Annotated in this window: 23 protein-coding genes and 1 tRNA gene; 10 read left to right on the top strand and 14 right to left on the bottom strand. The window is 66.9% G+C overall.

Annotated elements, in window-relative coordinates; genetic code table 11:
* Positions 1 to 7 precede the first annotated feature (7 nt).
* The gene (locus PIJ50_RS07145; RefSeq protein ID WP_271973962.1) at positions 8 to 520 is read right to left on the bottom strand and encodes a hypothetical protein; all 513 of its coding nucleotides are present in this window, start codon (positions 518 to 520) and stop codon (positions 8 to 10) included.
* A gap of 124 nt (positions 521 to 644) precedes the next feature.
* Between PIJ50_RS07145 and hemB the strand changes: the two genes are divergently transcribed.
* From hemB to PIJ50_RS07160, 3 genes are all read left to right on the top strand, one after another.
* On the top strand, positions 645 to 1,649 hold the full coding sequence (hemB, locus tag PIJ50_RS07150; RefSeq protein WP_271973964.1) for a porphobilinogen synthase: 1,005 nt from the start codon (positions 645 to 647) through the stop codon (positions 1,647 to 1,649).
* Positions 1,650 to 1,724: 75 nt separating this feature from the next.
* Entirely contained in the window at positions 1,725 to 2,270 is a 546-nt protein-coding gene (locus PIJ50_RS07155) for a lipid-binding SYLF domain-containing protein (RefSeq protein ID WP_271973966.1), read from the top strand.
* 105 nt (positions 2,271 to 2,375) lie between these two features.
* A complete protein-coding gene (locus PIJ50_RS07160; protein ID WP_271973967.1) occupies positions 2,376 to 4,838 on the top strand; it encodes a penicillin acylase family protein in 2,463 nt (820 codons plus the stop codon).
* Here the strand turns inward: PIJ50_RS07160 and PIJ50_RS07165 are convergent.
* Together PIJ50_RS07165 and PIJ50_RS07170 are read right to left on the bottom strand one after the other, a co-directional pair.
* The gene (locus tag PIJ50_RS07165) at positions 4,835 to 5,311 is read right to left on the bottom strand and encodes a dihydrofolate reductase (protein WP_271973969.1); all 477 of its coding nucleotides are present in this window, start codon (positions 5,309 to 5,311) and stop codon (positions 4,835 to 4,837) included. The two genes, PIJ50_RS07160 and PIJ50_RS07165, sit on opposite strands and share 4 nt — an antisense overlap.
* Complete coding sequence (locus PIJ50_RS07170) at positions 5,311 to 6,195, bottom strand: thymidylate synthase (protein WP_271973971.1); 885 nt, start codon at positions 6,193 to 6,195, stop codon at positions 5,311 to 5,313. The genes PIJ50_RS07165 and PIJ50_RS07170 overlap by 1 nt, the downstream gene beginning before the upstream one ends.
* Before the next feature lie 52 nt (positions 6,196 to 6,247).
* On the opposite strand from PIJ50_RS07170, the gene PIJ50_RS07175 reads away from it, so the two are divergent.
* The gene (locus PIJ50_RS07175; RefSeq protein WP_271973972.1) at positions 6,248 to 6,670 is read left to right on the top strand and encodes a VOC family protein; all 423 of its coding nucleotides are present in this window, start codon (positions 6,248 to 6,250) and stop codon (positions 6,668 to 6,670) included.
* On the opposite strand, the gene ribD is transcribed toward PIJ50_RS07175, so the two are convergent.
* The 7 genes from ribD to PIJ50_RS07210 all read right to left on the bottom strand — a co-directional run bounded on the left by ribD (position 6,671) and on the right by PIJ50_RS07210 (position 14,476).
* Positions 6,671 to 7,717: a bifunctional diaminohydroxyphosphoribosylaminopyrimidine deaminase/5-amino-6-(5-phosphoribosylamino)uracil reductase RibD gene (ribD, locus tag PIJ50_RS07180; RefSeq protein WP_271974187.1), complete on the bottom strand. Its 1,047-nt coding sequence runs from the start codon at positions 7,715 to 7,717 to the stop codon at positions 6,671 to 6,673.
* A 14-nt stretch (positions 7,718 to 7,731) separates the two neighbouring features.
* Positions 7,732 to 8,199, bottom strand: coding sequence for a transcriptional regulator NrdR (gene nrdR / locus PIJ50_RS07185; protein WP_271973974.1), 468 nt, complete (start codon positions 8,197 to 8,199; stop codon positions 7,732 to 7,734).
* A 43-nt stretch (positions 8,200 to 8,242) separates the two neighbouring features.
* On the bottom strand, positions 8,243 to 8,650 hold the full coding sequence (locus tag PIJ50_RS07190; RefSeq protein ID WP_271973975.1) for a secondary thiamine-phosphate synthase enzyme YjbQ: 408 nt from the start codon (positions 8,648 to 8,650) through the stop codon (positions 8,243 to 8,245).
* On the bottom strand, positions 8,650 to 9,018 hold the full coding sequence (locus tag PIJ50_RS07195; protein ID WP_271973977.1) for a hypothetical protein: 369 nt from the start codon (positions 9,016 to 9,018) through the stop codon (positions 8,650 to 8,652). Before PIJ50_RS07195 ends, PIJ50_RS07190 begins: the two co-directional genes overlap by 1 nt.
* Complete coding sequence (gene rpoD / locus PIJ50_RS07200; protein ID WP_271973979.1) at positions 9,015 to 10,994, bottom strand: RNA polymerase sigma factor RpoD; 1,980 nt, start codon at positions 10,992 to 10,994, stop codon at positions 9,015 to 9,017. Before rpoD ends, PIJ50_RS07195 begins: the two co-directional genes overlap by 4 nt.
* Before the next feature lie 88 nt (positions 10,995 to 11,082).
* Complete coding sequence (dnaG, locus tag PIJ50_RS07205) at positions 11,083 to 12,975, bottom strand: DNA primase (protein ID WP_271973981.1); 1,893 nt, start codon at positions 12,973 to 12,975, stop codon at positions 11,083 to 11,085.
* 73 nt (positions 12,976 to 13,048) lie between these two features.
* Positions 13,049 to 14,476, bottom strand: coding sequence for a Glu/Leu/Phe/Val family dehydrogenase (locus PIJ50_RS07210; protein ID WP_271973983.1), 1,428 nt, complete (start codon positions 14,474 to 14,476; stop codon positions 13,049 to 13,051).
* A gap of 138 nt (positions 14,477 to 14,614) precedes the next feature.
* Here PIJ50_RS07210 and PIJ50_RS07215 point away from each other — a divergent pair, with 138 nt between their 5' ends.
* Together PIJ50_RS07215 and PIJ50_RS07220 are read left to right on the top strand one after the other, a co-directional pair.
* Complete coding sequence (locus PIJ50_RS07215; protein WP_271973985.1) at positions 14,615 to 14,815, top strand: hypothetical protein; 201 nt, start codon at positions 14,615 to 14,617, stop codon at positions 14,813 to 14,815.
* A gap of 72 nt (positions 14,816 to 14,887) precedes the next feature.
* Positions 14,888 to 15,724 carry an alpha/beta fold hydrolase gene (locus tag PIJ50_RS07220; protein ID WP_271973987.1) on the top strand — a complete coding sequence of 279 codons (837 nt, stop codon included), beginning with the start codon at positions 14,888 to 14,890 and terminating at the stop codon, positions 15,722 to 15,724.
* 152 nt (positions 15,725 to 15,876) lie between these two features.
* Here PIJ50_RS07220 and PIJ50_RS07225 read toward each other — a convergent pair.
* Positions 15,877 to 15,952, bottom strand: a tRNA-Thr gene (locus tag PIJ50_RS07225).
* A gap of 110 nt (positions 15,953 to 16,062) precedes the next feature.
* Between PIJ50_RS07225 and PIJ50_RS07230 the strand changes: the two genes are divergently transcribed.
* On the top strand, positions 16,063 to 16,935 hold the full coding sequence (locus PIJ50_RS07230; protein WP_271973989.1) for a hypothetical protein: 873 nt from the start codon (positions 16,063 to 16,065) through the stop codon (positions 16,933 to 16,935).
* A gap of 3 nt (positions 16,936 to 16,938) precedes the next feature.
* Here the strand turns inward: PIJ50_RS07230 and PIJ50_RS07235 are convergent, their stop codons facing one another.
* Positions 16,939 to 17,193, bottom strand: a complete 255-nt coding sequence (locus PIJ50_RS07235; RefSeq protein ID WP_244737191.1) for a DUF2312 domain-containing protein — start codon at positions 17,191 to 17,193, stop codon at positions 16,939 to 16,941.
* Positions 17,194 to 17,338: 145 nt separating this feature from the next.
* Here PIJ50_RS07235 and PIJ50_RS07240 point away from each other — a divergent pair, with 145 nt between their 5' ends.
* On the top strand, positions 17,339 to 17,554 hold the full coding sequence (locus PIJ50_RS07240) for a hypothetical protein (RefSeq protein WP_271973992.1): 216 nt from the start codon (positions 17,339 to 17,341) through the stop codon (positions 17,552 to 17,554).
* A 71-nt stretch (positions 17,555 to 17,625) separates the two neighbouring features.
* Positions 17,626 to 18,045, top strand: coding sequence for a protein tyrosine phosphatase family protein (locus PIJ50_RS07245; RefSeq protein WP_271973994.1), 420 nt, complete (start codon positions 17,626 to 17,628; stop codon positions 18,043 to 18,045).
* Here PIJ50_RS07245 and PIJ50_RS07250 read toward each other — a convergent pair.
* Complete coding sequence (locus tag PIJ50_RS07250; protein WP_271973996.1) at positions 18,042 to 18,920, bottom strand: FliM/FliN family flagellar motor switch protein; 879 nt, start codon at positions 18,918 to 18,920, stop codon at positions 18,042 to 18,044. The two genes, PIJ50_RS07245 and PIJ50_RS07250, sit on opposite strands and share 4 nt — an antisense overlap.
* 155 nt (positions 18,921 to 19,075) lie before the next feature.
* Here PIJ50_RS07250 and PIJ50_RS07255 point away from each other — a divergent pair, with 155 nt between their 5' ends.
* Complete coding sequence (locus PIJ50_RS07255) at positions 19,076 to 20,674, top strand: OpgD/OpgG family glucan biosynthesis protein (RefSeq protein ID WP_271973998.1); 1,599 nt, start codon at positions 19,076 to 19,078, stop codon at positions 20,672 to 20,674.
* Here PIJ50_RS07255 and PIJ50_RS07260 read toward each other — a convergent pair whose 3' ends face one another.
* Complete coding sequence (locus PIJ50_RS07260; RefSeq protein ID WP_271974000.1) at positions 20,675 to 21,682, bottom strand: LLM class flavin-dependent oxidoreductase; 1,008 nt, start codon at positions 21,680 to 21,682, stop codon at positions 20,675 to 20,677. It abuts the gene before it with no gap.
* Between the last annotated feature and the right edge of the window lie 13 nt (positions 21,683 to 21,695).

Below are 21,695 nucleotides of genomic sequence, written 5' to 3' on the forward strand. Positions count from 1 at the left end.
TCTTCCCCTAGATCGACAGGCTGAGAACGCGCCACACGCCCCAGATCAGTGTTACGAAAACGGCCGCCGTCGCAATGGCTTGCACGGCGATCCTGTGCCAAGTCAGCCGGCTGGCAAGTGTCTCGGCGTCCGGCGCCTCGGCGGCAAGGCGATGGGCGAGCCGCAGGCGCAACCCCTCGATCGCGGCCCAAGGGGCGCCCATCAGGAACAGCGCCTGCGCCGAATCCAGACCCGCCAGCGCCAGCGCCAGAAGGCCCGACAGCGCGAAGGCCACCAGCGCCACAAGCGCCACCCGCAGCGCGGACGGCATGGCCAGCCTGCGCCGGACGTGAAAGCGGGCCAGCCACAGCATGTCCTCGGCCGCGCGGGGATCGTGACGGGCGTTCAGGATCAGATCCTGCGGCACGCCCATGACCTGCCGCGTCACCACCGTCCAGAATCCCGCCAGCGCGATCCAGAACCACAGCACCGAAAACGATCGCAGGCTGATCGCGGAAAAAACGAGTTCGTACCACTGCAACTTGGCGTGTTCCCCAACCTTTGTTCCGGTCCTAGCCTTGAGAGGGCGGCTTTTCCATGGCAGGACAAGAAAAAACCGTTCCGACCGCTTCGGCTGGCCGGCTTTTGCCCCCGAAAGGACCGCCATGCGCCCGATCCAGGCCACATATCCCGCCACCCGCTTCCGCCGCAACCGCAGTTCCGACGCGCTCCGCCGGTTGACACAGGAAAATGTCCTGACGGTGAACGACCTGATCTGGCCCGTCTTCATCCAGGACGGCACGGGGCAGGAAACGGAAGTGGCCTCCATGCCCGGCGTCTTCCGCCGGTCGGTCGACGGGCTGGTCCGCGCCGTGGCCGAGGCCGCCGAGATGGGCATCCCCGCCGTCTGCCTGTTCCCCTACACCGACCCCTCCCTGCGGAGCGAGACGTGCGAGGAGGCCTGGAATCCCGACAACCTGACCAACCGCGCCATCCGCGCCATCAAGGCCGAGGTGCCGCACATCGCGGTCATGACCGACGTGGCGCTGGACCCCTACAGCGCGCATGGTCAGGACGGGCTGATGCGCGACGGCGTCGTCCTGAACGACGAATCCGTGGAGGCGCTCGTGAAGATGGCGCTGGCGCAGGCCGAAAGCGGGGCCGACATCCTCGGGCCGTCGGACATGATGGACGGGCGCATCGGCGTGATGCGTCTGGCGCTGGAGGCGGCGGGCCACAAGACGACCGCGATCATGTCCTACTCGGCCAAGTACGCGTCGGCCTTCTACGGCCCGTTCCGGGATGCGGTGGGGGCGAACGCCACGCTGAAGGGCGACAAGAAGACCTACCAGATGAACCCCGCCAACAGCGACGAGGCATTGCGCCTGGTGCATCGCGACCTGACCGAAGGCGCGGACAGCGTGATGGTGAAGCCGGGGATGCCCTATCTCGACATCTGCCGCCGCGTGAAGGAGGAGTTCGGGGTACCGACCTACGCCTATCAGGTGTCGGGGGAATACGCGATGCTGAAGGCCGCCGCCCAGAACGGCTGGCTGGATGGCGACGCGGTGATGCTGGAAAGCCTTCTCGCGTTCAAGCGGGCGGGCTGCGACGGGATCCTGACCTACTTCGCGCCCGAAGTCGCGCGGAAACTGGCCAAGCGTTTTTGACCGGCGGTGACAGGACCGGTCCGATGGGCTAGGCTCCGGCCAATTCCCGCAAAGGGTTACGAGAGAGGACAGGATATGGATCGTCGTGCGATGCTGGTCGGACTGGGCGCCACCATGGGTCTGGCGGCCTGTGCCAACGGTGTGAACAGCACCGGAGGTTCCACCATCGACGCGCGGGTCGACGTGGCGCGGGACTACCTTTACCAGCAGTATCCCGGCACCCGTGATCTGGCGGACCGTTCGGCGGGCGTCCTGTTCATGCCGCTGATCACCGAAGCGGGCTTCGGCGTCGGTGGCGCCTACGGGCGCGGGGCGCTGCGGATCAACGGGGCGACGGTGGATTATTATTCGGCGGCCAAGGCCTCGGTGGGGTTCCAGATCGGGGCGCAGCAATACGCCCATGCGCTGTTCTTCATGACGCCGGACGCGCTGGCGCAGTTCCGCACCTCCTCGGGCTGGGTGGCGGGCGCGGATGTGCGCTATGCCGTGCCGGATCAGGGCGCGAGCCTTGGCAAGGACACGACCGAGATCACGCCCGTGGTGGCGCTGGTCTATGGCCAGTCCGGCCTGATCGCCGGGGCCACCGTGGCCGGCACCAAGTACACCCGCATCATCCCCTAAGACCGCGCGCACGGCCGATCACCTTCTCTCGCCCGTGCGGACGCGTCGGTTGCGACGCGACGGCGGATGGACTACCAAGCAGCCTCCTCCATTCGCGAGAGTTCGATGATCCGCACGTTCCGCTGGCTTTTCCGTATCTTCACGGGCCTTGTCATTCTGGGATTGGCGGCACTGGCCGTGGGATACTGGTTCCTGTCCCGCTCCCTACCCGACTATTCCGAGGATTTCACGCTGGAGGGGCTGAGCGCCCCTGTGGAGATCGTCCGCAACTCCAACGACGTGCCGCACATCTTCGGCCAGACGGACGAGGACGTGTTCCGCGCCCTGGGCTTTGCCCATGCGCAGGACCGGCTGTGGCAGATGACGCTGATGCGGCGCACCGCCCAAGGCCGCCTGTCCGAGATCTTCGGGAGCCGCACCGTGGCCACCGACGCGATGATGCGGCGGCTGGATCTCTACGGCCTTGCCCAACAGTCGGTGTCGGCGCAGGACGACGTGACGCAGCGCGCGCTGCGGGCGTATGCCCAAGGGGTCAACGACTGGATCCGGCAGGTCAACGAAAAGGCGCGCGGGCGCGGGGCGCCGCAGTTCTTCCTCTTCTCGAACGAGATCGCGGCCTGGCAGCCGGCGGACAGCATCGCGATCCTGAAGCTGCTGGCGTTGCAGATGACCTCCAAGGCGTCCGAGGAGGTGCTGCGCGCGCGCATGTCGCTGATCCTGCCGGACGACCGCCTGCACGACATCCTGCCCGACGATCCGGGACAGGCGGTCATGGCACTGCCGCGGTATTCCGACCTCGTCCCCGACGTGGGCCCCGACTACGACCCGATCCGGGTGGCCGACGATCCGCTGTCGCCTTTCAAGGCGCGGGCCTTCGCGGGCGCGTCGAACGCATGGGCGGCGTCCCCGGCCCGTTCGACCGCGGGCGGGTCGCTGCTGGCCAACGACCCGCACCTGCCCTTCAGCGCGCCCACCATCTGGTATCTGGCGAGGTTGCAGCTGCGGTCAGGCGGCGTGATCGGGGGCACCATCCCCGGCCTGCCGCTGATCCTGTCGGGCCGGTCGGACGGCTTGGGCTGGGGTCTGACCACCGCTTACGTGGACGATCAGGACCTGCATCTGGAACAGGTGAACCCCGACCAGACAGACGAGTACCGCACGCCCGATGGGTGGAAGCCGTTCCGCACGGAACGCTCCATCATCCAGATCAAGGATGCGGCGCCCGAAACGGTGACCCTGCGCTGGACGGACAACGGCCCAGTCCTCCCCGCCTCGCAATGGGATGTGGGGACGATCACCCCGCCGGGGCACGTGATGTCGCTGTCCTGGACCGGGCTGTCGGGGGCCGACACCTCCATGACGGCGGCGTTGCACCTGATGATGTCCGCCACCGTGGCCGACGCGATCGAGGCGGGCCGCCGGTTCGTGGCCCCGGCGCAGAACCTGATGCTGGCCGACCGCGATGGCATCGCGATGCAGACCGTGGGCGCCGTGCCCTTGCGCAACGCGGCGATGCAGGCGCAGGCGCGCATGCCCACCCCGGGCTGGGACCCGCTGAACCGCTGGGCCGGCACCGCCCCCTACGAGGACAATCCACGCGACGTGGCGCCCCCTTCGGGCATCCTTGGTAACACGAACAACAAGACGGTGGACCGCCCCTTCCCGAATCATGTCAGCTTCGACTGGGGCGACACGCAGCGCATCCGACGCTGGCTGACCCTGATGGACGCGCGCGAGGTGCACACCCGCGAAAGCTTCATCGAGGCCCAGCAGGACACCGTCAGCCCCACCATGCGCGAGATCCTGCCCCTCATGGGCGCCGACCTCTGGTTCACCGGAGAGCCGGCCCCCGACGGCACGCCCGAACGCCTGCGCCAGCGCGCGCTGGAGATGCTCGCCAACTGGAACGGCGAGATGAACGAGCACATGCCCGAGCCGCTGATCGCCGAGGCGTGGCTGGTGGCCGTGCAGGACCGCCTGATCCGCGACGAGCTTGGGCCGATGGCGGATGAATTCGCGCGGGCCGACCCGGTGTTCCTGGACCGCGTGTTCCGCAACACCGATGGCGCGGGCGTCTGGTGCGACGTGGTGCAATCCGCCCCCGTCGAGACCTGCTCCGAGATCGTGAAGGAGTCGCTGGACGCCGCCCTGATCTGGCTGTCGGAAAAATACGGCAAGAACCTGGAAAGCTGGCGCTGGGGCGACGCGCATCAGGCCACGCATGACGATCCGGTGCTGGGGTCGCTGCCGATGCTGCGCTATCTGGTGAACATCCGCCAGTCCACCTCGGGCGGGGACGACACGCTGAACCGGGGCGTGACGAAGGGGTACGGGCGGGATCCGTTCCAGAACGTGCATGGCGCGGGGTATCGCGGCGTCTACGACTTCGCCGATCCTGACAGTTCGGTCTTCATCACCTCCACCGGGCAGTCGGGGCATCCCCTGTCGCGCTTCTATGACGATCAGGGCGGGCTGTGGCGGCGGGGGGAGTATATCCCGATGTCGCTGGATCCGGCGCTGGCCCGGGCGGCGGCAGTGGGCATCACCCACCTGACCCCTGCGCCTTAACGGCGCAGGTATTCGTTCAGGGTGCAGGCGGGCCCTTCGGTCCGCAGGGTAAGAGTGGAGACGCGGCGCCACTCGGCCAAGTCGAAAGCCGGAAAGAACGCGTCCGCGTCCGGAACGTCCACGTCCACCTGGGTCAGCAGCAGGCGGTCGGCCTGGGGCAGCAGATCCGCGTAGATGCGCTGGCCGCCGACGCCGTAAATCCGCGCGTGGCCCGCCGCCCGCGCCAGATCGGGTGCCTCCTTCAGCGTTGCCGTCACCACGTCGCCTTCCAAGGCGCGCGAGGTGACGACGATGTTCATCCGGCGCGGCAACGGCGCGCTGGGCAGGCTTTCCCATGTCCGGCGGCCCATGATGATGGCCCCGCCCAAGGTTTCGCGCATGAAGAACTTCATGTCCTCGGGCGCGTCCCACGGGATTGAATTGTTCTTTCCGATGGCGCCGTTGCGGGCGCGGGCGGCGATCAGGGTCAGCATCAGACGGCCACCTCGGCGGTTATGGGGGGATGGGGGTCGTAGTCCGACAGCTCGAAATCCTCGATCCGGTAGGCGTCGAGGCTTCCGGCATTCCGCAGGGTCATGACGGGCAGCGGGCGCGGGTCGCGGGCCATCTGCGTCCGCGCCTGGTTGAGGTGGTTCGAATAAAGGTGCACGTCGCCGCCCGTCCAGACCAGTTCGCCCGGCCGCAGGCCCGCCTGTTGGGCCAGCATCAACTGCAACGCGGCGGCACCTGTCAGGTTGAAGGGCAGCCCCAGCAGCAGGTCGCAGGAGCGTTGATACAGCAGCCCGTTCAACCGCCCGTCCGAAGTGACATGGTACTGATAGACCATGTGGCAGGGCGGCAGGGCCATCTGCCCCACCTCGGCCACGTTCCAGGCGTGGAACAGCATTCGGCGGCTGGCGGGGTTGGTCTTCAGGGTGTCCAGAAGGGTCGCGATCTGGTCGTGCACCTGCCCGTCGGGGCCGGTCCAGCGCCGCCACTGCTTGCCATAGACGGGGCCAAGCTCACCCCAGTGCGCGGCGAAATCGGCGTCGGCGACGATCCGATCCTCAAACGCGCGCTGGTCGATGGTGTCGCCCGTGGCGCGGCGATAGGCGGCCAGCGGCCAGTCGGTCCAGATGCGGACGTTCTGTTCCAGAAGCGGGCGGATGTTGGTGCCGCCGGTCAGGAACCACAGCATCTCCTTCACGGCCAGCTTCCAGTAGACGCGCTTTGTCGTCAGAATCGGCACCTGCCCGCCCGACAGGTCGAAGCGCAGCATGGCCCCGAACAGCGACCGCGTGCCCACGCCCGTCCGGTCGATGCGTTCGTCCCCGTGGTCCAGAACCTGCCGCATGAGGTCGAGATACTGTTGTTCCATGCGTTTGCCCTGCCCGCCTGTCGTGTTAGCTTCCCCGCGAAAGGAGAACGCGATGAAATACCTGCATACGATGGTCCGCGTAAAGGACCTAGAGGCTTCGATGGCCTTCTTCCGCCTGCTGGGGCTGGAAGAGACGCGCCGCATCGAGAACGACAAGGGCCGTTTCAGCCTCGTCTTCATGGCGGCCCCCGGCCAGCCGGAATGCCCCGTCGAACTGACCTACAACTGGGACGGCGACGACGGCCTGCCTTCGGACAGCCGCCACTTCGGCCATCTGGCGTATGAGTGCGACAACATCTACGACCTGTGCGCCCACCTTCAGGCAAATGGCGTGACGATCAACCGTCCGCCGCGCGACGGGCACATGGCCTTTGTCCGCAGCCCCGACAATATTTCCATCGAACTGCTCCAGAAGGGGGACCGCTTGGAGCCGGCCGAGCCCTGGGCATCGATGGAGAACACCGGCCACTGGTGATCAGGCGCGCCACCGCGAAAGGGTGTCGCCGCCGATGCGGCGATGCTCCTCCAGCCAGAAGCGGGGGGCGTCGGCAAGGGCCGACAGGTGCAGCGGGCCAAGCGCCGGCACCCCGTCACCGCCGATCGCGGAACCGGCCGTGAAGGTCACGACCTCCCCCACCAGCCCCGCGGTCAGAAGGCTGGCGGCCACCGTGGCCCCACCCTCGCTGAAGATCCGCGTCAGGCCCTGCCGGGCGAGTTCGCGCAGCGCGCCTTCCAGCGTGTCGGCCTGCAGCACGATCGCGCCCACGTCACGCCACGCCTGCTGCGCCGCATCGCTTGCATTGCGGTGGATCATGCAGACCGGCACCTGCCGCGCAGAGCGGCCCAGACGGCTGTCAGGGGAAAGGCGCAGGCTGCCGTCCAGCACGATCCGCAGCGGCTGACGCACCGCGCCCAGATCTCGCACCGTCAGGTCTGGATCATCGGCCAGCGCCGTGCCCACCCCGACCATGACAGCATCGTGCTGCGCGCGCATCGCATGAACCGCGCGGCGCGCCCCGGCCCCCGTGATCCAGCGGCTTTCGCCCGAGGATGTGGCAATGCGACCGTCCAGCGTGGTCGCCAGTTTCAGCGTGAGATGCGGCAGACCCTGTTCGACGCGGCGCAGGAAGCCTTCGTTAAGACGGCGCGCCTCTGCCTCCATCACGCCTTCGGTCACCGTGATGCCAGCGGCGCGCAGCATGGCGTGGCCGCCCCCGGCCACCCGCGGATCGGGATCGGTCAGGGCTGTGACTACGTGGTTGACGCCGGCACGGATCAGCGCCTCGGCACAAGGCGGCGTCTTGCCGTGATGGGCGCAGGGTTCCAGCGTGACATAGGCCGTGGCGCCGCGCGCACCCTCGCCCGCCTGCGCCAGCGCGCGCGCCTCGGCATGGGGGCGGCCGCCGGGCTGGGTCCAGCCACGGCCAAGGATGCGCCCGTCCTTCACGATTACGCAGCCCACGGCGGGGTTCGGCCAGACATTCCCCAGGCCCCGCTGCGCAAGGTTCAGGGCATGGGCCATGTGGACGCTGTGGATCATTCCTCCCGCACAGCCATGGGGCGCAGTTCGGCCACGAACTTGTCAAAATCATCGGCCGAGTGGAAGTTCTTGTAGACGCTGGCGAAACGCACATAGCCGACCGTGTCAATCCGGGCGAGGCTTTCCATCACGATCTCTCCAATCACCTTCGAAGGGATGTCGGTGTCGCCCAGGCTTTCCAGCCGCCTCACGATGCCCGAGATCATCTGGTCCAGACGTTCCGGATCGGCCGGCCGTTTCTGCATGGCGATGCGGATCGAACGCTCCAGCTTGCTGCGGTCGAAATCCTCGCGCTTGCCAGAGCTTTTGATGACCACCAGATCGCGCAGCTGTACGCGTTCATAGGTCGTGAAGCGGCCCCCGCAGCCCGGGCAGAACCGGCGACGGCGGATGGAGACGTGATCTTCGGCCGGACGGCTGTCCTTCACTTGCGTGTCGATATTGCCGCAGAACGGACAACGCATTCCAAACCCCCGCCTCTACCGCATGTTGCGTGGGAGTGTCGCATTAACCCAACAGATGCGCAACCACCTCGCGCCGGTGGGGCGCGTCGCGATGTTCGAAGAGGTAGATCCCCTGCCACCGCCCAAGCGCCAATCGCCCGGCCGACACCGGGATTGACACGCTGACCGGAAGAAGCGCCGCCTTGATATGAGCGGGCATGTCGTCCGGACCTTCATAGGTGTGGGTCAGATACTGCATGGAGGGATGGTCGGACGGCGGCACCAACCGCGCGAAGAAGGCGCGTAGGTCCGTCTGCACCTCCGGATCCGCATTCTCTAGAATCAGGAGGGAGGCGGAGGTGTGGCGGAGGAATAGCGTCAGAAGACCGTCGCCCGTCACCCAATCCGCCACCCGGGGTGTGATCTCATAAAGACCTTGGCCATGGGTGGGGATTGTGAAGGTCGTCTGCATCAGCGGTGACGCGGGATCCGCGGTTCGCACAGCGCGGCCGCCGAACCGGCCGAAAAGTGATTCGTGGCCGGGAAGACCGCGACACCCGTTTCCGCCACGGCCCCTTCAGGCGAGGTCGAGAAGGTCATCCCCTCGCCGCGCTTCAGCGGCGGGGGCGACAGGCGGTAGATCGGCGTCGTGGGCAGCATGCCCAGATAATCGTCGATGAACTGCCCCGCAGCACACCAGTAGTTGCGTGCCGCCGAACCCGGCTCGTAGCGGACGTGGAACTGCTGCGCGTCACCGGACACATAGTAGCTTTCATCGGTGATGTAGGCGTGGGCGGGGGCCGCCGCCACGATGGCGGCCAATGCGATGTATTTCATCATTGGTCCAGGAAACTCCGCAATTTGCGCGAGCGGCTGGGATGTTTCAGCTTGCGCAGGGCCTTGGCTTCGATCTGACGGATGCGTTCACGGGTGACGCTGAACTGCTGGCCCACCTCTTCCAGCGTGTGGTCGGTGTTCATGCCGATGCCGAAACGCATCCGCAGAACCCGCTCCTCACGCGGTGTCAGGCTGGCCAGAACTCGGGTCGTGGTTTCCTTCAGGTTCTCCTGAATGGCGGAGTCCAGCGGCAGGATCGCGTTCTTGTCCTCGATGAAGTCGCCAAGCTGACTGTCCTCCTCGTCCCCGATCGGGGTTTCGAGGGAGATCGGTTCCTTCGCGATCTTCATGACCTTGCGAACCTTGTCGAGCGGCATCTGCAGCTTCTCGGCCAGTTCCTCGGGCGTGGGTTCGCGGCCGATCTCGTGCAGCATCTGGCGGCCGGTGCGGACCAGCTTGTTGATCGTTTCGATCATGTGGACCGGGATGCGGATGGTCCGCGCCTGGTCCGCGATGGACCGGGTGATCGCCTGACGGATCCACCACGTGGCATAGGTGGAGAACTTGTAGCCGCGACGATACTCGAACTTGTCCACAGCCTTCATCAGGCCGATGTTGCCTTCTTGGATCAGGTCCAGGAACTGCAAACCGCGGTTCGTGTATTTCTTCGCGATGGAGATCACGAGCCGGAGGTTGGCCTCCACCATCTCCTTCTTGGCCTGCCGGGCCTCTTTCTCGCCCTTCTGGACCTGCTGCACGATGCGGCGGAATTCGGAGATGTCGACGCCCACATACTGGCCGACCTGCGCCATCTCGGCGCGCAGTTCCTCGACCTTGTCGCGGCTCTTCTCCATCAGGGTCTGCCAGCCGCGCCCGTCCTTGGCGGCCATGCGGTCCATCCAGGTCGGGTCCAGCTCGTAGCCCTGATATTCGTCGATGAACTCGCGCCGGTTGATGCGCGAGGCGTCGGCCAGCTTCACCATGCCCGAGTTGATGGACATGACGCGGCGGTTGATGCCGTAAAGCTGGTCGATCAGCGCCTCGATCCGGTTGTTGTTCAGGTGCAGGCTGTTGACCAGCACCACCATCTCAGTCCGCAGCTTCTGATAGGCGGATTCCTTGGCGAACATCTCCCCCACCATAGTGGAGCGCATGCGGTCGTCCTGCATCCCCGACAGGGTGTCGTAGTTCTGGGCGATGGCCTCGAAGATGCTCAGCGCCTCTTCGCGAACCGACGCCTCCATGGCCGCGATCGACATGGCGGAGGCGTCGTCATCCTCGTCCTCGTCGTCGCTGCGGATCGGGTTGCCGTCGGCGTCCAGTTCCGGCTCGTTGCTGGCAGGCTGGCGGCGCGCCTCGCCCGACACCTCGACGCCGTCCAGACCGATATCCTCCATCTCGCCATCGGCGTCCATGGCCGACCCGAAGGTGGCCTCAAGGTCGATGACGTCGCGCAGAAGGATGTCTTCGGACAGAAGTTCGTCGCGCCAGATGGTGATGGCCTGGAAGGTCAGCGGGCTTTCGCACAGGCCCGCGATCATCGTGTTCCGGCCGGCCTCGATCCGCTTGGCGATGGCGATCTCGCCCTCGCGGCTCAGCAGTTCGACCGACCCCATCTCGCGCAGGTACATCCGCACCGGGTCATCGGTGCGTTCCAGCGTTTCGGACTGGGTTCCCGCCACGGCCACATCGCGCGAGGTGGAGGCGGCCGCGACCACGGCGCCACCCTCCTCCTCGGCCTCGGCCTCACCCTCCTCGCGGACCTCGATCCCCATCTCGGACAGCATCGCCATCATGTCCTCGATCTGGTCAGAGGAGACCTGATCCTGGGGAATGACGGTGTTCAGCTGTTCGTAGGTGATGTAGCCCCGTTCGCGCGCCTCGGCGATCATCCGTTTGACGGCGGCCTGGCTCATGTCCAGCGAGGAATCCTGTTCCTGATCCTCGTGCTTGCCGTCGTCGGTGTCTTTGATTGCCATGATAGCTCCTAGCGGATGTGCCGCAGCGGCGCGAATCGCCACGGCCGTTCTCGAATCAATAGCGCGAATCACAAGGGATGTAAGCGCCTCAGCCCTTTTTCTTGACCCAGATCTGCCCGTCGATCAAATCCTGAAGATGACGCGACAGGGCCGAGCGGTCTTCGCCCAGGTCACCCGCGTCGTCAAGCCGCGTTCGTCCGGCGTTGTTTCGGGCCTCCGCGGCCTGTTGCAAGCGCCAGGTCAGCCCTTCGTCGGCCAACCCTTCCATATCCTCCATGGCCTCGCGGATCTCGATCTCCACCCCATGGGCGGCGTCCAGTTTCGCGAATTCCTCGGCAAGGCACATCCGGGCAAGATCGATGTCCTCCGGGTTGCGCACCGGCGGAGAGATGCGAACATGGGGCAGCGCCAGCAGGGTTTCAAGGTCCGCCTCCACCGACCCCAAGTCGTGGGCCAGCAGCGCTTCCTGCAACCGCCGGTGTTCCGGCTGGCGGACGACCATGCGCTCGATCGCCGTCTCGAAGGCCGGGATCAGGGAGGGATGCGTGGCGAACCCGGCCAGCAGGACGGCCGTGCGCAGGTCCAAGGCCATGGCCTCATCCTCCACCATCGCCAGAAGCGACTGGCGGGTGGAACTGGTTGGCACGGCGGGCGCCTGCGGGCGCTTGCCCGGCACGAAGGGCGTCTGGCGGCTGCGCGCGCCGAACAGCTGCCACTTCAGGCGCTTCATCTCCTCGGTGTAATGGTGGCGGATCGACGGGTCTGCGATGCGGGCGATGGCCGCGCCCAGAACCTTGTCCAGCCCGGCGCGGCGTTCGGGGCTGTCGAAGACCTTCCCTTCCGTCTCGCGCCGCCACAGAAGGCCGGCCATGGGTTCGGCCCCGTCCAGCACCTTCTGGAAACCGGGCGCCCCCTGGGTGCGGATCAGGTCGTCCGGATCAAGGCCGGAAGGCAGGACGGCGAAGCGCAGGCCCTTCCCCGCCTCCAGCAGCGGTAGCGCCAGATCGACCACGCGTAACGCGGCCCGGATGCCCGCCGCGTCGCCGTCCAGCGCGATCACGGGTTCGTCCGCGATACGCCACATCAGGCGCAGCTGGTCTTCAGTGATCGCGGTGCCCAAGGGGGCCACGGTGGCGGTGAAACCCGCTTCAGACAGCGCGATCGTGTCCATGTAGCCTTCGGCCACGATCAGCAGACGGCCCTTGCCCGCCGCCTCGCGCGCGGGGCCGTGGTTGTAAAGGTTGCGGCCCTTGTCGAACAGGTCGGTTTCCGGGCCGTTCAGGTATTTGGCGCGCGCGTTCGGGTCCATGGCGCGGCCACCAAGGCTGATCGCCCGGCCCCGCGCATCTCGGATTGGAAAGATGATGCGCCCGCGGAACCGGTCGTAGGGCGCGCCGCCGTCGTCAGGCCGGGCACAGACGCCGGAGGCCACCAGCAGATCGGCCGAAATGCCCTTGGCCGTCAGCGCTTGGAACAGCCCCTGCCGGTGATCGGGCGCAAAGCCGATCTCCCACCGCTCCTGCGCCTCGACGCTCAGCCTGCGGCCGGAAAGGTAGTCGCGGGCGGCGACGCCCTGCCCCGATTTCAGCATCAGGCGGTAATGCTTGACCGCCTCCTCCACGACCTGCGCCAGTTGCGCGCGGTGGTCGGTCTTTTCGGCCGCACGCGGGTCCCGGGCGGGCATCGGCAGACCGGCCTCGCGGGCGAGGATCTCCACCGCCTCCATGAAGGACACGTTCTCCGTCTCCTTCACGAAGGTCAGCGCGTCGCCCTTCGCGTGGCAGCCGAAGCAGTAATAGAAGCCCTTGCGGTCATCCACGTGGAACGAGGCCGACTTTTCCTGGTGGAACGGGCATGGCGCCCACCAGTCGCCCTTGCCCTGGTTCGACTTGCGCACGTCCCAGGTGACCTTGCGCCCCACGACCTGGGACAGCGAGATCCGGGTGCGCAATTCGTCAAGGAAACCGTTCGGAAGGGACATGCCGTCTATATCGGGTCAACGCCGCCCCGTGTCCATAGGGTGCGCGCGCCGGAAGGCCCCGGCGCCCACACCATCAGAGGCCCTTGGACTGGTAGGTCGCGGCCACGCGGCTGATGGACACGATATAGGCCGCCACGCGCAGATCCTCGACATCGTCACGCCCGTGCCACACCTCGCGCATGGCCTGATAGGCCGTCCGCATCGTGTCATCGAGGCCCGAACGCACCAGCTCCAGCTCTCCGGCGCCGTGCAGGTAGCGCTTCTTGAAGTCGGGCGACAGCGTCCAGCCAAGGCCCTTGTCGGCCGACAGGCGTTCCAGCTCGTTCACCAGAAGCTCGTGGCGCGCCTCCTCGGCCCGGCGCTGCATCCGGCCGAAGCGGATGTGCGACAGGTTCTTCACCCATTCGAAATAGGACACCGTCACGCCACCGGCGTTGGCGTACATGTCGGGGATGATCAGCGTGCCTTTCTTGCGCAGGATCTCGTCTGCGCCAAATGTCACGGGGCCGTTCGCGGCCTCGATGATCAGGGGGGCCTGGATGCGTTCGGCGTTGCCCCGGTGGATGGCGCCTTCCATGGCCGCCGGGATCAGGATGTCGCATTCCGATTCCAGCAGCTTCGCGCCATCCTCCACGAACTGCGCGCCCGGATAGTCGCGGACCGATCCGGTCTTGACGATCCACTGGCGCACATCCTCCACGTCCAGCGCGTCGCCGACAAGGGCGCCGTCACGTTCGATGATGGCGGTGATCTTGGCGCCGTCCTCCTCGGACAGGAACTTCGCGGCGTGATAGCCCACGTTGCCCAGGCCCTGCACGACCACGCGCTTGCCGTCCAGCTTGCCCGACAGGCCGGCCCTTGCCGCATCTTCGGGGTGACGGAAGAACTCGCGCAGCGCGAACTGGATGCCGCGGCCCGTCGCCTCTACCCGGCCCTGGATGCCGCCGGCGTTCAGGGGCTTGCCGGTCACGCAGGCTTTGGCGTTGATGTCGGTCGTGTTCATCCGGGCGTACTGGTCGGCGATCCAGGCCATCTCGCGCTCGCTCGTGCCCATGTCGGGGGCGGGCACGTTCTGGGCGGGGTTGATCAGGTCGCGCTTGATCAGCTCATAGGCGAAACGGCGGGTGATCAGCTCCAGCTCCCGCTCGTCATACTGGCGGGGGTCGATGCACAGGCCGCCCTTGGACCCGCCGAAGGGCGTTTCCACCAGCGCGCACTTGTAGGTCATCAGCGCGGCCAGCGCCTCGACCTCGTCCTGGTTGACGTTCAGCGCAAAACGGATGCCGCCCTTCACGGGCTCCATATGTTCCGAGTGGACGGAGCGGTAGCCCGTGAACGTTTCGATCTTGCCGCGCAGCCGCACGCCGAACCGCACCGTGTAGGTGGAATTGCAGACACGGATCTTCTGCTCCAGCCCCGGCGACAGGTCCATGTGCCGGACGGCACGGTTGAACATCAGATCGACGGACTCGCGGAAACTCGGCTCACCGGCAACGACCATGACAGGCTCCTCCCATTGCTTCGTAGGGCGGACGCTAGCGCTTGGGCCCGGCTGCGCCAACCCTGAAACGCCTGCCGCGCCGGGAAACCGAATCCGCCGCCGCGGGGTTCAGGAACGCAAGCCCATCGGAGATGTCCCATGCCCCGCCCGTCCCTTCGCGACACGAACCGCGCCGCCCTTCACCTGCGCACCCGTCACCTGCGCGCCGACCTGGAGCTGGAGGTGACCCCGGCCGGGCTGGCCTCGATCGGCCTTCTGGTGTCGGGGATCCTGCTTTCGGTGGTGCCGATCGTGTGGGTGTCGACCCGCAAGCTGCCGGATCGCGACACGTCGAAGTAGCATCCGCGTGATCCTGCGGAACGCGCGGCACCGGACCGGGTTACCGCCGACATTCATTTTCAGGAGACGGCCATGCCCTTCATCGAGACGCGCGACGGCACCAACCTCTACTATAAGGATTGGGGGACGGGGCGCCCGGTCCTCCTGCTGCACGGCTGGCCGCTGTCGTCGGACAGCTGGGACGACGTGGCCCTGCCCCTGGCGGAGGCGGGCTTCCGCGCCATCGCCTATGACCGCCGCGGCTTTGGCCGGTCCGATCAGCCGTGGGACGGCTACACCTACGACACGCTGGCCGACGATCTGGCCGACGTGATGGAGGCCGTCGGCGCGCAGGACGCGGCCCTTGTCGGCTTTTCCATGGGCGGTGGCGAGGTGGCCCGCTACATGTCGCGCCACGGCGGCCGGAACGTGCGGCAGGCGGCGCTGATCGCGTCGGTTGTGCCCTACATGCTGAAGACCGACGACAATCCGGACGGCACTCCGCAATCCGTGTTCGACGGCATGGCCGAAGGGATGAAGAAGGACCGCGCGCATTTCTTCGCATCGTTCTTCAAGACCTTCTACGGCACCACCCTTCTGCAGGGGGCTGGCCTGCGGTCGGGTGTCAGCGCCGAGATGGTGGAATGGTCCCGCGACACGGCGATGAAGGCGAGCCTGAAGGCGACATTGGACTGCGCGACGGCCTTTGCCACGACCGACTTCCGCCCTGACCTGCCCCATTTCCGGGTGCCCACCCTGATCATCCACGGCACGGCGGACGAGACGGTGCCGATCGACGCCGCCGGACGCGCCGCGGCGCGCGGCATCGCCGGATCCACCCTGATCGAGTACGAGGGCGCCCCGCACGGCCTGTTCGCCAGCGACAAGGAGCGGCTGATCGGGGATCTGCTGACGTTCCTGCGATCCTGACCGGATGGTGCGGCAGTGCGGTCGATCAGCAGCCTGCGTTTGGGACGTTCCTCTTGGCCCGAAGTCTTGGCTGCTGATGGCACTGCCTTCCACCCATTGTTTCGGGCAGGAGGCGGTCTTCACGGGCGCCAACACGCCGCTCTGCAGGAAAATGGTGCCCCCAGACGGACTCGAACCGCCGACCCGCTGATTACAAATCAGCCGCTCTACCAGCTGAGCTATAGAGGCGCCGTGCCGTCTGTAGCCTGCGCGGCGGCGGCTGGCAACCCTTTCGGTAGATGGTTCACGCGCCGGATTTCGGGCGCTATACCAAGGCGAAAGCTGTTGGAAGGACACAGATGCAGATCGCATTCCATGTGGGCGTTCATTGCACGGATGACGGACGGTTGCTGCGTTGCTTGCAGGCCAACGCCGAGGCCCTTGCGGCCGAGGGAATCGCGGTGCCCGATCCCGACATCTACCGCAACCTGCTGCGCGACGCGGCCAGCACCCTTCAGGGACAGATCGCCAGCGGCGACACCGAAACCCTCATGATCGAGCAGATCATGGACGAACAGGCCGCCGACCGCATCGTCCTGTCCTGGGACAGCTTTCTGGCCTATCCGACCTGGGCCGTGCGCGGGCGGCTGTATTCCAAGGCCGGGGAACGGGTGCGCGGGTTGCAGAACACGTTCCCGTCGCACGACACCCACATCTACATGGCGATTCGGAACCCGGCGACGTTTCTGCCGGACCTGTGCTCGCGCAAGCGCAACTCTCCGGTGTCGGAGGTGATCGGCGATGTCGATCCGCTGGACCTGCACTGGTCCGAGGTGGTGAACGACCTGCGCTCGCTTGCGCCCGAAGCCGCGCTGACCGTCTGGTGCGACGAGGACACGCCCCTGATCTGGCCCGAGGTTCTGGCCGCCGTGGCGGGGATCGAGGACGGGACCGCGCTGACAGGGTGGGATGACATCCTGCACCACGTGATGGAGGATGAAGGCCTGCGCCGCCTCCAGACCATCATGGCGGAATCGCCGGTGCCGGACGTGGAGCGCCGGCGCGACATGATCGGCAACTTGCTGTCAGAATTCGTGCGCCCCGAGGCGGTCGAGGCCGAGTTCGAGATGCCGGGCTGGACCCAGGATCTGGTGGACGAGATGACGGCCCGCTACGAGGCCGACATCGAGCGCATCCGGCGCACGCCGGGGGTGACGTTCCTTACCCCCTGACGGTCACTGCATGCCGAGCGCAGCCTTGTACATGTCCATGATCGCCTCTTCCTCGGCGATCTCGTCGGGCTTGCGGCGGCGCAGGGCGATGACCTTCTTCATCACCTTGGTGTCGTAGCCCCGGCCCTTGGCTTCGGCCATCAGCTCTTTCTGCTGTTCGTTCACGTCCTTCTTTTCGGATTCAAGCTGCTCGAAGCGCTCGATGAACTGGCGCAGTTCGTCTGCGGTGACATTGTAGGAATCGAGGGGATCGCTCATGTCTTCTCGGCCCGGATGCTGTGGGTGATGTCGTGGACGCGGCCCCGGATGGGCCGCCGCGAACGGCAAGGCCGCGCACGCTGCGCGCTTGCCAGTTGCCGGTGACGGGGTTACCCCCTCGGCCGATGGAATGGAAGGGGTTGCGATGGAATGGCTGGTCTGGATCGGCGCGGTGTTGTGCCTGGGCGGGATCGTGGGGCTGGCGCGCTGCATCCAGCTGGCGCTGCGGGCGCGCAACGAAGGCTTGGAGGGCGCGGCCTTGCAGGAGCGGTTCCGCAAGCTGACGCTGCTGAACACGGCCTCGCTCGGCATCTCGGCGCTGGGGCTGATGATGGTGGTGGCGGGGGTGATCCTGTCCTGACCATTGCGGGGGGCGGGTTGGGGCGGTAACGTTCCTCCGAATTTCAGGGCCGGTTTCAGGAAGGACCCCGCATGGACATCCGCAAGATCACCGACAGCTACGCCGTCTCTCCGCAGATTGCACCCGAGGATGTGGCGGCCCTGCGCGCGGCGGGCTTCACCACGGTCATCGACAACCGTCCGGATGGAGAAATCCCCCTCCACCTGCACACCGATGCCATGCGCGCGGCGGTGGAGGCCGAGGGCCTGCGCTTTGTCGCCAACCCCGTCATTCCCGGCCAACTGACGCACGAGATGCTGGACGCCCAGCGTGCCGCCATCGACGAAGCGGAAGGCCCGGTTCTGGCCTACTGCGCCTCGGGCAACCGCAGTTCAATCCTGTGGGCGCTGGTTCATGCGGGGCAGATGCCGATCGACGACCTCGTGGGTCTGCCGGCGCAGCACGGATACGACCTGAATCACCTGCGCCCCACGCTGGAGCGCATGGCCTAAGCCACCCCGCGCAGGGGCACGACCTCGGCCGACCGGGGTCGCTCCTCCGTCATCAGGCGGAGGGCGCGCATTCCCCGATTCTGTCCTAGCCGCCCCTGCCCGACCCCCTGACCGGCGGCCGTCTCCAGACGCACCTCCTCCAGCGAGGCGCGGGGCAAGGGGATCGTTTCCCCCACCCGCAGCTGCATCACGGCGGACAAGGGCGCCGTGAACTGACATAGCACCGCGTGCAGAAGCGTTTCAGACCCCAGCACCTGTTCGGCGAGGTCGGCGCGAAAGGCCGTATCCTCGGCCTGCGCCTCGGGCATGGCCGCACGGGCGGGCAGGATCAGCCACAGGCTGGCCGCGCGGCCGCCGCTGGCCGCCCCCGCCAGAACCACCTTGCTGTGCATCACCCGCAGATCGTCGGCGGACAGGGCCAGGATCAGCGCCTCGACATCCGGCAGGAAGGTGTCGCTGCGAAAGCCCGCGGCCCAACGATCCGCATCGGCCGTCACCCCGGCCCCAAGCGCCTCAAGTGCTGCGTCCATCGCGCCGCTGCACAGCGTGGCGTCGATGCGCGTGGGGCGCCGGGCGGCCGTATCCGTCGGGATGCGGCCCGTCATCTGCATCCCCACGATGCAGGCCGTCAGTTCCGCCGACAACAGGATCGCCCCGCGCGCGCCCCCTTCGTCATGCAACGACAGGATCAGCGCGTGATCAGGAACCAGCGCCGGAAGGTCCGCCGGTCCCACCGGCTCCACCGTGGCCGCCGTCACCACGACGTCCAGACCCACCGCTTCCAGCAGGGCGCGGGGCAGCGCCTGCCGCCACGCACGCACGGCGCCGTCTTCCTGCGGGGCCGGACGCGAAAGCTTCTGGCGGATGATCGTCACGGGGCCCCTCCTTCGGTTCGGCGCAGGATGCCACGATATTCCCTAACGAAACGTTAGGCACCGGCGAAGACCCGCGGCTGCGGCACAACAGCGCTTGCAAGCGACGGAAAAGGGGGCAACATCCGCCGCAACGCAATTCCGCCCCGAGGTTTCACTTGCCGCACTCGACGTTCCGGATCCTGGCCGCCACCGCCCTTTCTCTGTCGCTGATCGCGCCGGCGGCGCAGGCGCAGACCACCGCCCCCACAGCCCCCGTCGAGGATGCGGCCCTGCACCGGTTCGGCGAGGCGCAGCCCTTCAGCTTCGACCAGCTGGCCGCCCGGGCGCGCGACCTGTCCACCCGGCCCTTCCAGCCGGTGGAGCCTGTGCATTCCGACATCCTGAGCCAGATCGACTTCAACGCCCACTGGCGCATCCGCTTCAAGAACGAAGAAACGGTGAAGATCGGCGACGCCCCGGTGCAGTTCTTCCACCTGGGCAAGTATTTCCAGCAGCCCGTGAAGATCTTCGAGGTGGCGGACGGACAGGCCCGGCAGATCCTGTATCACCGCAACTACTTCACCATGCCCGAGGACAGCCCCGCGATGCAGCTGGGCGATGATACGGGCTTTGCGGGCTTCCGCGTGATGCGGCCGGACCTGAAGACGGACTGGATCTCGTTCCTCGGCGCATCCTATTTCCGCACGGACGGCTTTGCGCGCCAGTACGGCCTGTCGGCCCGTGGCCTTGCCCTGAACACCGGGACCGCCCAGACCGAGGAATTCCCGCGCTTCACCGAGTTCTATCTGGAAACGCCCACCGATCCGTCGCAGGACCTGATCATCAACGCCCTGCTGGACAGCCCCAGCGTCGCCGGCGCTTACCGGATCACCCTGACGAACCGCAACGGTCTGGGTCAGGTGGCCGAGGTGCAGAGCCGCCTCTTCTTCCGCAACGGGGTGGAACGTCTGGGCGTGGCGCCGCTGACCTCGATGTTCTGGTTCTCGGAAACCAACCGCTTCGCGTCGTCGGATTGGCGGCCCGAGGTGCACGACACCGACGGGTTGATGATGGTGACCGGCAACGGCGAGGAGATCTGGCGTCCGCTGAACAACCCCGACCGGGTCGTGACCTCCACCTTCTCGGACGAGAACCCGCGCGGGTTCGGGCTGCTGCAACGCGACCGCAACTTCGAGAACTATCAGGACGACGGCATCTTCTACGACAAGCGCCCTTCCGTCTGGGTGGAGCCGACCTCGGACTGGGGCAAGGGCGCCGTCACGCTGGTAGAACTGCCGACGAATGACGAGGTCTATGACAACATCGGCGCCTTCTGGACCCCGGCCGAAGCGCCGAAGCCGGGACAGGAGATAGACTTCAACTATCGTCTGCACTGGGCCAAGGACGCGCCGATCCCGGAAAACGTGGCTCGCACCTCGGCCACGCGGATCGGCGAAGGCGGCTATCCCGGCAACCCGCGCCCCGACAACCAGGTGAAGATGCATGTGGAATTCACGGGCGACGTGCTGAAGGGCCTGACGCGCGACGACGTGGACTTCAACGTGGAAATCTCCAACGGCGTGCAGGCGATCGAGCCGGGGGTCGTGGCCGTGGTCGGCAAGAACGACACGTTCCGGCTGACCTTCGACGTAGCGTCGGACGCCGACACGCTGGACATCCGGGCCAACCTCGTCAGCCCGAACGGGGAGCCGCTGACCGAAACTTGGCTGGGGCAGATCCACCCCCGCCAGATCCAGTATCTGCGCAAGCACTGATCAGGCGGCCTGCGCGATCCCGACCAGATCGCGCAGCGCGTCCGCCGCGATGGCAAAGCTGCGCTTGCGGGCGACATGGTCGTGGATCATGCCGGTCACCATCACCTCGTCGGGCCGGTAGCGGTCCACGAGGATGCCCAACTGCTTCCTGACCGTTTCGGGCGATCCGGTGGCCGACACGGCCAGCGCCTCGTTCGAGGAGGCGAGATAGGGCGCGGGCACGATCTCCTCGATGTTCCTCACCGGGCGCGGCAGGCGGCCGGGGCGCCCCAGACGCAGATTGGCAAAGGCCTGCTGCTGCGAGGTGCGCAGATACGCCCCCTCCTCGTCCGTGTCGGCGGCGAAGACGTTGGCGGCCAGCATGAAGTGCGGCTTGTCGAGGAAGCGCGACGCGCGGAACGTTTCGCGATACGTGGCGATCGCGTCCTCCAGCGCCTGAGGGGCGAAATGCGACGCGAAGGCGTAGGGCAGACCCAGATACGCCGCCAGCTGCGCCCCGAACAGGCTGGAGCCGAGGATCCAGACCGGCACCTGCGTCCCCTCGCCCGGGATGGCGCGGATCTGGGCGTTCAGGGGCGCTTCGTCGAAATACTCGATCAGTTCGACCACGTCCTGCGGGAAAGTATCGCCCGCCTGCAGGTTGCGGCGCAGGGCGCGGGCGGTGCCCATGTCGGTGCCAGGCGCGCGGCCCAGTCCCAGATCCACCCGGCCGGGGAACAGCGTCGCCAGCGTGCCGAACTGTTCAGCGATCACCAGGGGGGCGTGGTTCGGCAGCATGATCCCGCCCGCGCCCACGCGGATGCGCGACGTGTGCGCCGCCACCTGCCCGATCACCACCGCCGTCGCGGCCGAGGCGATGCCCGGCATGTTGTGATGCTCGGCCAGCCAGAAACGGTGATAGCCCGCAGCCTCGGCGGCCTGCGCCAGATCGACGGTCTGGGCCAGCGCCTCGGCCGGGGTCTGCCCCTCGGGCACGGGCGACAGGTCGAGCATGGAATAGTGTTGCATGGGAATCCCCTTT

The organism is Falsirhodobacter sp. 20TX0035, assembly GCF_028307215.1.
Taxonomy (GTDB): domain Bacteria; phylum Pseudomonadota; class Alphaproteobacteria; order Rhodobacterales; family Rhodobacteraceae; genus Falsirhodobacter.

Bases quoted from the DNA above. Each gene is read 5' to 3' on its own strand.
- hemB (WP_271973964.1), top strand. From the start codon at position 645: ATGCGCCCGATCCAGGCCACATATCCCGCCACCCGCTTCCGCCGCAAC.
- PIJ50_RS07155 (WP_271973966.1), top strand. From the start codon at position 1,725: ATGGATCGTCGTGCGATGCTGGTCGGACTGGGCGCCACCATGGGTCTG.
- PIJ50_RS07160 (WP_271973967.1), top strand. From the start codon at position 2,376: ATGATCCGCACGTTCCGCTGGCTTTTCCGTATCTTCACGGGCCTTGTC.
- PIJ50_RS07165 (WP_271973969.1), bottom strand. From the start codon at position 5,311: ATGCTGACCCTGATCGCCGCCCGCGCCCGCAACGGCGCCATCGGAAAG.
- PIJ50_RS07170 (WP_271973971.1), bottom strand. From the start codon at position 6,195: ATGGAACAACAGTATCTCGACCTCATGCGGCAGGTTCTGGACCACGGG.
- PIJ50_RS07175 (WP_271973972.1), top strand. From the start codon at position 6,248: ATGAAATACCTGCATACGATGGTCCGCGTAAAGGACCTAGAGGCTTCG.
- ribD (WP_271974187.1), bottom strand. From the start codon at position 7,717: ATGGCCCATGCCCTGAACCTTGCGCAGCGGGGCCTGGGGAATGTCTGG.
- nrdR (WP_271973974.1), bottom strand. From the start codon at position 8,199: ATGCGTTGTCCGTTCTGCGGCAATATCGACACGCAAGTGAAGGACAGC.
- PIJ50_RS07190 (WP_271973975.1), bottom strand. From the start codon at position 8,650: ATGCAGACGACCTTCACAATCCCCACCCATGGCCAAGGTCTTTATGAG.
- PIJ50_RS07195 (WP_271973977.1), bottom strand. From the start codon at position 9,018: ATGATGAAATACATCGCATTGGCCGCCATCGTGGCGGCGGCCCCCGCC.
- rpoD (WP_271973979.1), bottom strand. From the start codon at position 10,994: ATGGCAATCAAAGACACCGACGACGGCAAGCACGAGGATCAGGAACAG.
- dnaG (WP_271973981.1), bottom strand. From the start codon at position 12,975: ATGTCCCTTCCGAACGGTTTCCTTGACGAATTGCGCACCCGGATCTCG.
- PIJ50_RS07210 (WP_271973983.1), bottom strand. From the start codon at position 14,476: ATGGTCGTTGCCGGTGAGCCGAGTTTCCGCGAGTCCGTCGATCTGATG.
- PIJ50_RS07215 (WP_271973985.1), top strand. From the start codon at position 14,615: ATGCCCCGCCCGTCCCTTCGCGACACGAACCGCGCCGCCCTTCACCTG.
- PIJ50_RS07220 (WP_271973987.1), top strand. From the start codon at position 14,888: ATGCCCTTCATCGAGACGCGCGACGGCACCAACCTCTACTATAAGGAT.
- PIJ50_RS07230 (WP_271973989.1), top strand. From the start codon at position 16,063: ATGCAGATCGCATTCCATGTGGGCGTTCATTGCACGGATGACGGACGG.
- PIJ50_RS07235 (WP_244737191.1), bottom strand. From the start codon at position 17,193: ATGAGCGATCCCCTCGATTCCTACAATGTCACCGCAGACGAACTGCGC.
- PIJ50_RS07240 (WP_271973992.1), top strand. From the start codon at position 17,339: ATGGAATGGCTGGTCTGGATCGGCGCGGTGTTGTGCCTGGGCGGGATC.
- PIJ50_RS07245 (WP_271973994.1), top strand. From the start codon at position 17,626: ATGGACATCCGCAAGATCACCGACAGCTACGCCGTCTCTCCGCAGATT.
- PIJ50_RS07260 (WP_271974000.1), bottom strand. From the start codon at position 21,682: ATGCAACACTATTCCATGCTCGACCTGTCGCCCGTGCCCGAGGGGCAG.